Source organism: Paraflavitalea sp. CAU 1676 (genome assembly GCF_029223285.1).
In the GTDB taxonomy this organism is placed as follows: domain Bacteria; phylum Bacteroidota; class Bacteroidia; order Chitinophagales; family Chitinophagaceae; genus Paraflavitalea.
On record NZ_JARHUJ010000009.1, the window covers coordinates 410,877 to 423,863 of the forward strand.

8 protein-coding genes are annotated in these 12,987 nt (G+C 50.9%); 5 read left to right on the forward strand and 3 right to left on the reverse strand.

Annotation, left to right across the window (positions count from 1 at the left end; all coding sequences use genetic code 11):
• Positions 1 to 170 precede the first annotated feature (170 nt).
• The 5 genes from P2H89_RS28655 (at position 171) to P2H89_RS28675 (ending at position 10,082) form a co-directional block, all read left to right on the forward strand.
• The gene (locus P2H89_RS28655; protein ID WP_275833651.1) at positions 171 to 3,263 is read left to right on the forward strand and encodes a TonB-dependent receptor; all 3,093 of its coding nucleotides are present in this window, start codon (positions 171 to 173) and stop codon (positions 3,261 to 3,263) included.
• A 16-nt stretch (positions 3,264 to 3,279) separates the two neighbouring features.
• Entirely contained in the window at positions 3,280 to 4,977 is a 1,698-nt protein-coding gene (locus P2H89_RS28660; RefSeq protein ID WP_275833653.1) for a RagB/SusD family nutrient uptake outer membrane protein, read from the forward strand.
• A 161-nt stretch (positions 4,978 to 5,138) separates the two neighbouring features.
• The gene (locus tag P2H89_RS28665; RefSeq protein ID WP_275833655.1) at positions 5,139 to 6,614 is read left to right on the forward strand and encodes an RICIN domain-containing protein; all 1,476 of its coding nucleotides are present in this window, start codon (positions 5,139 to 5,141) and stop codon (positions 6,612 to 6,614) included.
• A gap of 60 nt (positions 6,615 to 6,674) precedes the next feature.
• Positions 6,675 to 8,222, forward strand: a complete 1,548-nt coding sequence (locus P2H89_RS28670; protein WP_275833657.1) for a glycoside hydrolase — start codon at positions 6,675 to 6,677, stop codon at positions 8,220 to 8,222.
• Positions 8,223 to 8,243: 21 nt separating this feature from the next.
• On the forward strand, positions 8,244 to 10,082 hold the full coding sequence (locus P2H89_RS28675) for a beta-galactosidase family protein (RefSeq protein WP_275833659.1): 1,839 nt from the start codon (positions 8,244 to 8,246) through the stop codon (positions 10,080 to 10,082).
• Between the two features lie 94 nt (positions 10,083 to 10,176).
• On the opposite strand, the gene P2H89_RS28680 is transcribed toward P2H89_RS28675, so the two are convergent.
• From P2H89_RS28680 to P2H89_RS28690, 3 genes are all read right to left on the reverse strand, one after another.
• Entirely contained in the window at positions 10,177 to 10,479 is a 303-nt protein-coding gene (locus P2H89_RS28680) for a polyhydroxyalkanoic acid system family protein (protein WP_275833661.1), read from the reverse strand.
• A gap of 132 nt (positions 10,480 to 10,611) precedes the next feature.
• Positions 10,612 to 11,607: a helix-turn-helix domain-containing protein gene (locus P2H89_RS28685; RefSeq protein WP_275833663.1), complete on the reverse strand. Its 996-nt coding sequence runs from the start codon at positions 11,605 to 11,607 to the stop codon at positions 10,612 to 10,614.
• Between the two features lie 599 nt (positions 11,608 to 12,206).
• Positions 12,207 to 12,917, reverse strand: coding sequence for a hypothetical protein (locus P2H89_RS28690; protein ID WP_275833665.1), 711 nt, complete (start codon positions 12,915 to 12,917; stop codon positions 12,207 to 12,209).
• Positions 12,918 to 12,987 lie beyond the last annotated feature (70 nt).

Genomic DNA, 12,987 nt, shown 5'->3' on the forward strand with positions numbered 1-12,987 from the left:
CCACCCGTGACAAATCATACAATTTACCCCCCACATTTTAACAGCTGGCCCACCGTAAGGCCCCTCTCCTCCCAGTTAACTTAGCATTCAGGCTGGAAAGTCATGTCCATCCTATTCATGACCCGGCCCGCTGTGGTAAACGCTATTTAAAACTAAACATCGCTTGTTTTATGAGACGATTCTTGCCAGAGGGTATACCCCTGAAACTACTGCTGTGTAGTCTATGTTCCTTATTTTCCCTTTCCTTATGGGCTCAGCAAACAGTAACCGGATCCGTGAAATCCGGTGATACGCCCGTGCCTGGCGTTACCGTTACCGTAAAAGGATCGCAAACGACTGCGGTCAGCAACGAACAGGGCCAGTTTTCAATCCAGGCACCTGCCAACGCCACGCTGGTCTTTACCCACGTAAATTATAAAGTACAGGAACTGCCTGTAAGCGGTGCCGCCACGCTCGACGTGCACCTCGAACTATTGAACAACAGTCTCGGCGAAGTGGTCGTCGTGGGGTATAATAGCCAAAAGAAGGCCACCCTGACCGGCGCCGTTTCGGTCGTAAAAGGGGCCGACCTGGTGAAGAGTCCGCAGGCCAACCTGTCGAACTCGCTCGCCGGCCGCTTTTCGGGGATTGTGATCAATAACCGCAGCGGCGAGCCGGGTTATGATGGCTCGTCTTTTAATATCCGCGGACTGGCCACCACCGGCAACAATGATGTGTTGATCGTGGTAGACGGAGTGCCCGGACAGATCGGCGGCCTCGAGCGGCTCAATCCCAATGATATTGAAAGTATATCTGTACTGAAGGATGCCTCTGCGGCCATTTATGGTAGCCGTGCAGCGAATGGGGTGATCCTCATTACGACCAAGCGCGGTAAGAGCGGCAAACCTGTCATCAACTTCAGCTTCAATCAGGGTTTTTCGTCGCCTACGCGCCTGCCCGATATGGCAGATGCGCCTACTTACGCTACCATCGCCAATGAGATAGCTTACTATAATAACCGCGCAGGTGGTTTAAACCAGCAATACAGTGCCGAAGAGATCCAGAAATTTGGCAACGGCAGCGATCCCATCAGTTATCCCAATACCGACTGGACGAAAGAAACGTTGAAGAATACGGCCCTGCAAAACCAGGCCAACGTTTCCATTACCGGTGGTTCGGAGAACGTGCGCTACTTCCTTTCGGCAGGCACTTTGTACCAGGATGGTCTTTACAAAGATGGTGCTACCAAATACAAACAATACAGCTTCCGCTCCAACATCGACGCCAACGTAACGAAAGATTTCAAGGTGAGCCTGTATCTCTCGGGTCGTGAAGAGAACCGCCAGTTCCCCACTGTTGGGGCGGGCGATATCTTCCGTTCTATTTACCGTGCCTATTCCACCATCCCGGCCCGCTACCCCAATGGATTGCCTTCCAATGGTATTGAAGGCAATAACCCGGTGATGATGGCAACCGATGCAGGCGGTATCAACAAGAACCCTACCCAGGTATTCAATGGCATCCTGAAAGGCAGCTACAATATTGCAGGGGTAAGGGGATTGTCGATCGATGGATTTGCAGCCTTCGATAAATCATGGTCATTCTCCAAGGCATTCGCTACGCCATATACATTATACAGCTACGACAAAGCAACCGGTGGTTACAATGCGCGCATCGTAGGCGGTTCCAACAATGCTGCCACCCTCAACGAGTCGCAGCAGAATATGTCGCAGGCTACCTATAATATCAAACTCAACTACCAGCGTGCCTTCGGCGATCACAACCTCTCTACATTCGTAGGGTATGAGCAAAGTGAGATCAGGCGTGAGAATTTCGCGGCATCCCGCATCAATTACCTGAGTGTGCTGACGCCCGAATTATCACTAGGCGGTACCGCTGCAACCGATCGCGACAACAGTGGCAGCAGCTACAGCTTTACCCGCAAAAGCTACCTGGGTAAGGTGTCGTACGATTATCAGGAGAAATACCTCCTCGATGTACAGATGCGTATTGATGGTTCTTCCACCTTCCCCAGCGGTAATCAATACGGTTACTTCCCCTCGGCATCTGCCGGCTGGAGAATTTCGAAAGAGGCCTTCTTCAATGATGTGCGCTTTGTACGTCACCTGAAACTTCGTGCATCGTATGGTGCCCTGGGTAATGATAATGTGGGTTTGTTCCAGTACTTCACTAACTATACCTTGAAGAATCAGTTCGTGGTGCAAACAGGCAACGGGCCGGTGATCGTACCCGGTATCGACCTCATTAAACTTGCTAATGAAAAGATCCATTGGGAAACTGCCCGTAAAATGGATATCGGCCTCGAGGGTACTTTATTCAACGACTTCTTTTTTGAATTCACTTATTTCCGTCAGGTACGCGATAATATCCTGGCCAACCGGAATGCATCCATTCCATTCATATCAGGTATTGTGAATCCTTTCGGTGCCGATCCGCTGGTGCCTTCTGAAAATATTGCCAAAGTGAGCAATAACGGTATCGAAGCTACCCTCGGATACAATAAGCGCAAAGGTGATTGGAACTACGGCATCACCGGCAACTTTACCTATGCCAAGAGCAAGATCGATTTCATCGATGAAGCGCCCGGTGTACTGGATTACCAGCGCCAAACAGGTAAGCCCCTCAATACCTACCTGCTGTACAAAGCCATTGGCATCTTCCGCACGCAGGACGAGATCGACAAAACACCTCACCTGGCCAATGCCCAGCCCGGCGATCTGATCTATGAAGATTATAACAAAGATGGTAAGATCACGGCCGACGATCAGGTGCGTACTCAATACGGTAATATTCCATTGATCTCTTATGGCGTCATTCTGCAACTGGGTTATCGCAGTTTCGACCTCTCGGCGGTATTTGCCGGACAGTCGCAGGTGAGCCAGTACGTACTGCCCGAGTCGGGCACGGTAGGTAATTTCTACAGCAGCTGGGCCGATAACCGCTGGAGCCCTACCAACCCCAATGGCAGCTATCCAAGGGTGGATACCAGAACGTCCTCGTCTGTAAACGGTGGATTGTACAACAATACCTTCTGGCTGAACGATGCCTCCTTCCTGCGCTTGAAGAATGTGGAGCTGGGATACAACCTCTCCGGCCGCGGTCTTTCGGCGTTGCGTATACAGTCAGCACGGTTTTATGTAAACGGCTTCAATCTGTTTACCATTACCAAAGTAAAAGATTACGATCCGGAAGGAAGCAGCGGCAGCGGGCAGTTCTATCCGCAACAAAGGATCATCAATGTGGGCGTAAACCTCCGCTTCTAACCTTAAAAAACGAACGATGCAAACCAGAAAGATATATCATATAATAGGTGCAGCCGCTATATCAGCCTGCCTGTTCTCCTGTAAGAAGAATTTCCTGGATATAACGCCTACCGACAGGCTGGCCGAGGAGGTAGTGCTCTCCGATAGCACCGTTTTCGAAGCCTTTGTAGTGAACCGCTACATCGGCGCGCGCCTGCAGGACAAAGAAGGTGATGGTACCGATCCCGGTTTTGGACGTGGTTTCGAGTACAGTATGTGGAGCTCCATCACCGACGAGTCGATCTACAACAATGATGATAATACGTGGACCATCCAACGTGGTTTGCTGGCGCCCGAGAACGTGGGGATGGCCGGCACCCTCTGGCCACGCAGCTACCGCAGCATCCGCGAATGCAATATTGCGCTCAATAGCTTAACGACCATTACCATGAGCGACGCGCGCAAGAATCGTCTCAAGGGCGAACTGCAATTCATCCGGGCCTTCCGGTACCATGACCTTATCCGTAATTACGGTGGCGTGGTATTGATGGGTGATAAAGTGCTCCAGTTGGACGATAACCTGAAGGATGATGCCCTGTTCAAAAGGGCCAGCCTCAAGGAGAGCATCGACTATGCGGTAGCGCAACTGGATCAGGCAGCTGCTTTGCTGCCGAAGGATAATGATGGCAACTGGCCACTGGGCCGTGCCACGAAGGGTGCTGCCCTGGCTATTAAAGCAAGGTTGCTATTGTATGCAGCGAGCCCGCTGTATGCCACCGGTACCTGGGCCGATGCTGCCACTGCAGCGCAGGCAGTGATCGCCATGAACAAATACACGCTCTATCAAAACGGCTATGATAAACTGTTCCTCAATGCCGACGGCAATAATGAGATCGTATTTGCCCGTTTGTACACCAAAAATGCCAACCATACACACCTGGAGATCGCCAATGGTCCCAACGGTTATGGCGGCTGGGGTGGTAACCTGCCCATGCAAAACCTGGTAGATGATTACCGCATGATGGATGGCACAGCCATCACCGATGCAGGTACCAGCTACAACCCGGCGCAACCCTATGTCAATCGTGATCCTCGCTTTTATTTCACCATTTTGTATAACGGTTCTACCTACCGCGGTGCAACGATCGACTCGTATACACCTGGTGGTAAAGACAGTAAGGATGGACCCGATAACTGGAATACTTCCAAAACCGGTTATTACCTCAAGAAGTTCATGAACGATAGCTATCCTTTGCAAAACCCCTGGGGTAATGCGGGCTTTCAACCATGGATTTACGTGCGGTATGCAGAGGTGCTGCTCAACTACGCCGAAGCGGCCAATGAAGCATACGGTCCGGATGTGGTGCCTTCCGGCGCAACGCTCACGGCCCGCCAGGCCCTGAACCAGATCCGTGCAAGGGCCAGCGTGAACATGCCTGCTGTTGGGGCAGTATCGCAGGCGCAATTGCGCGACCTGATCCGCAGTGAAAGAAGGGTAGAGCTGGCTTTTGAAGAGCATCGCTTCTATGATGTGCGCCGCTGGAAGATCGCCGAGGTAACGGAAAACAAACCGGCCAATGGTATTGCCATCTCCAAAAATGGCAGCACCTATACTTATACCACCAAAGTGGCGCTCGACGGCCGCAAGTTCCTCAAGCAACATTACTGGCTGCCCATACCCAGAGCCGAGATACAGGCTTCGGGTAATAAGTTGCAGCAAAACCCAGATTATTAGTAGAAAGGCGGGGCGTCCTGGTGCTGAAAAACGGGGCGCCTCCTTTCTTTATTCTCCACGGAAACAATTACTGCCCAATCGGTAGTGCAGGTTTCCTATTACCCATCCGGCCCTGTACAGGTGTGATCATTTTTAAACCTTCATCTATAAAAGCGATTGCAATGAAACACTTATCCTGCTATCTGATCATCCTGCTGGCCTTCGCGTCGTGCAGTAAAAACCTTACAGAGAAAACCGCCTCCAACCAACCTGCCAACCCGGCCATGCCGCAAGAGGTGGCCTTATTGGCGAGTACAGCCGGTATTAAAGGCGTCAATTGGGCCGATCCCGATGATAATTTCGAAGATGGCTGGGTGGTCATCAGCGGCTTGTCATCGACCGACAACTACGCCACCACCCAATCGAAAGCCGGCAACATCATCAATGCCTTTCAGCAACGCGGCGCCAACACCGTCCGCATGCCGGTGAATCCGCCCACCGTGCTGGAGTCCTGGTGGACGGCCTATTCAGGCGCCATCGACACGGCGGTGAACAAAGGGTTCAATGTGATACTGGCTTATTGGGAAGGGGCCAGCTCACGCAATGGCACCATCGATAATACTGCCCAGTTCTGGAACATGTGGCAGGCTATCGTGAACAAGTATGGCAGCAATAGCAAGGTCTATTTCGAGCCATTCAATGAACCACATGGTTACAATGCCACTGACCTTAAAAATATTTATGCTACCTGGCTCAGCAATTATCCGTCCGTGCCGCATGGGCGTGTATTGTTGGATGGAGCCGGTTATGCGCAGGATGTGAACGTGGTTGGGTCCGATAGCCGGTTTGTGAATTGCCTGCTATCCTATCACAATTACACCTGGTTCGATAACAACCGCAACACCGTGGGTGATTGGGAAGCTGCCGTAGAATCGGTGGCCTATCCCGATCGTACCGTGGTAACCGAGTTTGGTATACCGACGACCAACGGTAAGAACTACCTGGGGGCGGCTGGTACCGACCGCGAGATCGCCTATTTTCAGGGTATGACAAACCGTATCCGTACGCGCGGTATGGGTTGTGTATACTGGCCGGGCTTGAGGAATGGTGACGGATACAGTTTGCTGACGTTGAGCGGCACCACGCTCACGACCAACAATGCCTCTGGCCTTACACGCCTGCAGTTTGCCTGGAACAATACGAGCATTACGCAGCCCGCGGGCAGTTTCAACAGCTCGGCCTGGTATCGCATCGTTTGCCGCAATAGCAATAAGTCGCTCGATGTAAACGGGCAATCGACTGCCAATGGCGGCGCCATCGTACAGTGGGATTACTGGGGCGGCAATAACCAGCAGTGGAAGATCACCAGCCTGGGAAATGGTTACTATAGCATCATCAACAGGAACAGCAATAAAGCGCTCGATGTAAACGGCAGTTCCACCACCGGCGGAACAGGTATTGTGCAATGGGACTATTGGGGCGGTAATAACCAGCAATGGCAGATCATCGATATGGGCTTCGGTTATTTCGAGGTCATCAACCGCAATAGCGGATTGTCGCTCGATGTGAACGGACAGTCGACCACCAATGGCGCTACCGTTATACAATGGCCTTACAGTGGCGGACGAAATCAACAATGGCAAATTGTTCAACTGTAAAGTATATTAGCGAACTGCCGGCCATGTGAACAACAGGCCGGCAGTTATAAATAACAAAGAATGCAGCATCTGAAAGCAATACGATTCGTGTCCTCCTTTTGTATCCTGTTTAGCGGAGCGGCAATGGCTCAACAGCCAGGTTCATCGCTTACGCTTACCATCGATACCCGGAAAACGTATCAAACCATCGACAACTTCGGTGCCTCCGATGCCTGGGCAGCACAGTTTGCCGGCAACTGGCCCGATGCCAAAAAGAATGAGATAGCCGATTGGTTATTTAGTCTAGATACAACGGCCAATGGACAGCCTAAAGGAATTGGCTTATCCATGTGGCGCTTTAACCTCGGCGCGGGCAGCACCCAACAAGGCGCAGCCAGCGGTATCCGCGACGAATGGCGACGGGCTGAATCCTTTCTGGATTCCAATGGTAATTACAATTGGACCCGGCAGGCTGCCCAGCAATGGTTCCTGAAAGCTGCACAGCAAAGAGGGGTAAAAAGCTTTCTGGCATTTTATAACAGTCCGCCTGTGCCTTACACGAAAAACGGAAAAGCATTTGCCGGTGTTAAAGGAGTTAGCAATATCGAGCCTTCAAAATACGAAGCCTTTGCCGACTATACGGTACAATCGATCAAGGGGCTTCAACGGCATGCCGGCATTCGTTTCGATTACCTAAGTCCCATCAACGAACCGCAATGGGATTGGAGCGATGGCGGCCAGGAAGGTTGTCCCTATACCAATGAAGAGATCGCTGCCGTGGTAAAAGTGTTGTCGGCGAAGATGAAAAAAGCCGGCCTTTCGACAAAACTGCTGATCGCAGAAGCGGGGCATCTTAAATACTTGTTGAAAGATGATGATAAACCCGGTAAGGGCAACCAGCTGGCAGATCTATTTGATCCCAAAAGTGCGCATTATGTGGGTGGCTTGCCCCTGGTGGCGCCGGTCATTGCAGGGCATAGCTACTTCAGTACCTCGCCATTTGCGACGGGTGTGGCACTGCGTAAGGAGTTGGCGGACAAAGTAGCCGCTGTCAGAGGGTTGACCTTCTGGCAATCGGAATATTGTATCCTGGGCGATAATGATGGAGAGATCAGCGGTAACCGTAAGGATACGGGTATGCGTTCTGCCCTGTATGTAGCACGTACCATTCATACCGATCTCGCAGTAGCGAATGCGGCCGCCTGGCAATGGTGGTTGTCGATCTCTGCCTATAACTACAAAGACGGACTGATCTATATAGATAAGAATAAGACGGATGGTAATTATTCCGATAGCAAGATGCTTTGGGCGCTGGGTAATTACAGTCGCTTTGTGCGCCCGGGTATGCAACGGGTGGAGGCCAGCCTGCCGGGAGCGCCGGCTACCTTATTGGTATCTGCTTATCGCAAATCCAAAAGCAATGAGGTAGTTGTTGTGTTGGTTAATACAGGCAAAGAGCCTCAATCGATCGGGGTGCAAGCGATAACTGGTAAGGCCTCGCGGCCGGTTAAGCAGGTTGTTGCTTACACCACCAGCGCCACTGAAAAGCTGGCGCCTCAAAGGGTCGTTGGGTCGCTGACCATTCAGCCCGAAACTATTGTAACGCTCGTATCAGATCTTAATCTCTAACAACATAAAGAATCGTTGAGTATGCGCAAATGGATTGTAATCGTGACGGTGTTTTTATTGATGCACCAGTGGGTGTCGGCTCAGGCTACCCACGATTTTAAGTATGGGGATGAGCATTTTCTGCTGGATGGGAAACCGTTCCAGATGATATCGGGTGAGATCCATTATCCCCGCGTGCCGCGGGAGGCCTGGCGGCATAGAATGAAGATGGCGAAGGCGATGGGCATCAATACGATCGGTACTTATGTGTTCTGGAATGTGCACGAACCACAACAGGGGGTGTACGATTTTGCCGGCAATCATGATATTGCGGCGTTTGTAAAGATCGCCCGCGAAGAAGGGTTGTGGGTGGTGCTGCGGCCCAGTCCCTATGTGTGTGCCGAGTGGGAGTTTGGTGGCTATCCATATTGGTTGCAGAACATTAAAGGGCTGAAGGTGAGAAGCACGGAACCGCAATACCTCGCCGCCTATAAGAACTATATTCAGCAAGTAGGTAAACAGTTGGCGCCATACCTGGTAACGCATGGGGGCAACATCGTAATGGTGCAGTTTGAAAATGAATATGGTTCTTATGGAGCCGATAAAGAATACCTGTCGATCAATCAGCAGATGTTTGTAGACGCTGGCTTCGATTGTTTGCTGTACACCTGCGATCCGGCGAAAGATGTAGCAAAAGGTTATCTGCCGGGCTTTCTGCCTGCTGTAAATGGGCTCGACCGGCCCGAGCAGGTAAAGGGACTCGTGCGTAAATACCACGATGGCAAAGGACCCTTCTTTGTGGCAGAGTGGTATCCGGCCTGGTTCGACTGGTGGGGCGAAAAGCATCACCGGGTGCCGGCAGAAGACTATTCGGGCAAACTGGATGAGCTGCTGGGGGCAGGATTGTCGATCAATATGTATATGTTCCATGGAGGCACCACGCGTGGTTATATGAATGGGGCCAATTGTTATGATACCAGCTTTTACGAACCGCAGATCAGCAGTTATGACTACGATGCACCGCTCGATGAGGCTGGCAATGCTACCCAAAAGTTTTTGGAGTTCAGAAAGGTGATACAGAAGAATCTGCCTGTGGGTCAATCCCTGCCCGAAGTGCCCGCGGCAAAACCTTCGATCACGTTGCCGGCTATTAAGTTCACAAATGCAACAGATCTCTTTTCGGTATTGCCGGCTCCGGTGAAGTCGGCCCGGCCGCTCACGTTCGAAGCGTTGAAGCAGGCTTATGGATTTGTGCTGTACCGCACGTTACAGCCGGGTGGAAGAAAAGGCATGCTCAGCATTAAAGAGCTGCGCGATTACGGAATCGTGTTCATCAATGGAAAAAGGGTAGGGGTGCTGGACAGGAGGAAAAAGCAGGATAGTCTTGAAGTGGACCTGCCCTCGGGTACAGCCACCATCGATATACTCGTAGAAAATATGGGGCGCATCAACTTTGGTCCCAACCTGTTGAAGAACGAGAAAGGCATCACAAGTCGCGTGTCGCTGAATGGTATGGAGCTGTTGGGCTGGCAAATGTATTCATTACCGTTTGAGGGAGTAAACAAGCTGAGCTTTGCGAAGCCCGTGAAAATAAAGGAAGCACCCGTGCTGCGGAAAGGCGTGTTTGAACTTGCGGCAACGGGCGATACTTACCTCGATATGCGGCAATGGGGCAAGGGCTGTGTGTGGATCAATGGGCATCACCTGGGCCGCTATTGGTCGATCGGTCCGCAGCAAACATTGTATGTGCCGGCAGAGTGGCTGAAGAAAGGAAAGAATGAAGTGGTAGTGTTGGAATTGCTGACGCCGGGGCAAACTGAGCTCACCGGCTTAAGCAAGCCCGTGCTGGATGTACTGGCGCCGGGCAATGGTGTGCAATAGATTTTGGAGAAAATAAAAATGCGGGCTGGTGGTTATCCATCAGCCCGCATTTTTTATTCATGGAATAGCGGATCGCTACTCGTAACGGTTCCTGCTATTTCAACAATTCATTGGCTTTGTTGGTGATTACCGACCCGATCATGCCTTTGAAGAATGATAACGCGAAAGGGAGGTCGGCATTGATCTCCACATTGGAAGGGGTTACCTGTATGTTACCGGCCAGGTCAAAGCCCTTGGCGGAGAAACTGAAATCGCCTTTTTCTCCCTGCCAGTTCTCAGCTACATTGGATATCACGTCCTTTTGTTCTTCCTTCAGATTGGTGAGCAGGCTTTTGATGCGCTTGAGCGCTTCATCCTGCGAAAGCTGGTGTGGTATGTTGAGATTAAGTGCTGACATAAATATGAATTTTGAGTACGGTAATGAATTGCTTAGGCCGCAAATATACCGACAGTTTCGGAGTTGATTGCAAAAGACAGGCCCGGCATCTGTTAAATGCCGGGCCTGATATCCGTGACAGTTCGTGCGGTGTTATATCTCGATCTTGTATTTCTTACCCGGCGCCATCTCCCAATCCATTTTACGTTTTACCAGCCACAGTTCGCGGATATCCTTCATCGGCAGCAGGAACTGTTTGTAGAACTCATTGTCGCTGATCGCTACAAAGTTTTCCTTATCCTTAAAGGCGAGGCGTTTCAGGATGATATCCGATTCCAGTACGATGATGTAAGCATAGAATTCGGCGATCTGAAGCCAACCTTCCTGTTCTATCCTTTCACAAATAAGATGATATCCTTCCTTGAACACCGGTTCCATGCTATCGCCTTTCACTTCAAATACGCGGTACTTTTCTCCGCGATAGGGAAAGCCTGGCAGTACGAATTTCTGCAGCTGGTGCAGGTAAAGTTCATTGCCGAGTGATCTGGCGTAGCCTGCCTGGGCGGCGATAGGAACGTAGATGATACCGTCGCTATCGTAGTCTTCTTCGGTCTTCAGCTTGCGCCGATGGGCGAGGTGGCTTAGCGATGTTTCAGCGCCGCCGTCTAAAGATTCATGTGCAGGTTGTGTTTGTTCATATATTAGTTCGTATAGTTGAATGCCGAGAATGGTTTCCAACTGCCGTACTACCTCTTTCTTGAACTTGGGAAACTCGCCTGCTTCCATCTTTTGGTATTGCCGCAGGGAGTAGGTTTGCCCCAGGGTGGAGGCTAGTTGATCGGCGACGGCCGATTGGGTAAGGCCTCTGGATTCCCGTGCTTCCAGGATACGGCGTACGGCCTTCGTGGTATTGTCGGTGGTGGCGCGCGGCGCCAGAGAGGCGGCTCTTAAATGCTCCAGCTGCATGATCTCTTCAAGGGGAAGGCCAAAATATTGTTCAATCCGCGCCACGTCTTCATCGCGGGGGTTGAGGTCTTTCTGTTCCCACTTACGGAGTCTTTCGGCATCGATGCCAATGAGATCGGCCAGTTTCTGGGCCGACAGGTTGATGCCGTCGCGCAATCTTTTTATTTCCTTACCAAAAGCCATGATGATCAATTAGCTGTAAAATGTGGAAAACAAAGTTCCCAAAATAATGGGATAAGTTCCAAAAAGTTCCTATTTTTATGTCGTAATAGTTCCGAACAAATATAGGCAAACAGATGAGATTTTTGGAACATAAAGTGTTTACCACTGAAACCTTACAGCAGACCCTTAACCTTAAACCTGTACCCTTAAACCTTAACCGATGCAGTTAATCCTTATCCTGTGCACTGGCATCATACTCGGCCTGTTGATCAGTAACCTCATAGACCGGTTCTATAAAATCAAGAGTTGATGCCGAGAACCGGTCCCTGCTAAGCAACCAACATCATGTTTCTTCATGGACTTTCCGCACAGCACCCCGGTGTCGTGCAGGGAGTTGAATAGTCGTCTTAGTAGTTTGTTAGTGTTTGGAATCGCAAGCCTTTTTGTTTTGTGAAAGGGATTGCACCTTATCCTATGACAATTGACCCTTTCCAGGGTCTGAAGGCCGCGCAAGCGGCCTTTTTTCTTTTGCGGTCGGGGTGGTTGATTCAGTCAGCTGGCCGATCAGTTTAAGGGTTAAGTTGGTGCGTTGAGTAGCTACCTGCCTTGTGGACGCAATCTTACTTGTTGGGCAGTTCGCTGATATACCGAAGCATGTCGTCGCTTAGTCCATCATCGTCGGTAAGGCCCCAGATGGCATCCTGCACAGTTTCGGCGGCTTCCTTCCAGTCTTCCTTATTGGTATACTCGCTATACATGATCTTCTTGCGGGCAAGTCGTTTGAAAAGGTCCTTGATCAGCGGAGAATTGGTGACGGGGCCAAACTTATAGAAAGCAAAATCTTCAGAAGGCTTCTTGAACAGGTTGAGGCACGAAAGCAATAACGTGGCCGTACACTGCGGGGCGCCGGAGCCGGGTGACCGCGGAGGCAAAGTGACCAACACGCTTTCAACCAGTAAGCCACTTTGAAACCCTTCGGAAGCCGATACGATGATCAGGCCCGGCGGAAACTCCACGGTAAGTGGTCCGCCAATGGAATCGCGTTGCAGGGTGATCTTGACTACTACTTCCCCGCCGTTGCCGTCAAAAGCGCAGCCGCCAGGAGTGCTACGGTAATATTCGGCGCCCTTGATCTGTCCTACCAGGGAAACTCCCTTGGGTAATTTGAAGAGTTCACCGGTGGGATCGCCATTTTCGTTGCCCAGCCCCGGTATATGGCCAGGCTGCTCGTTGATCTCTTCTTCGGGTTTGTCATCTTTACTGCAACCAGGGTGTATAGTTATCAATGAAAATAATAACAGTGCAGGCATAAGGCCTTTAAAACTTCGCATGGGGTAAATGATTTGGTGATGGTCGTATGGTTGCTGGCACAGGTTTCCCTGCCTGTGATGGTATTAAGAC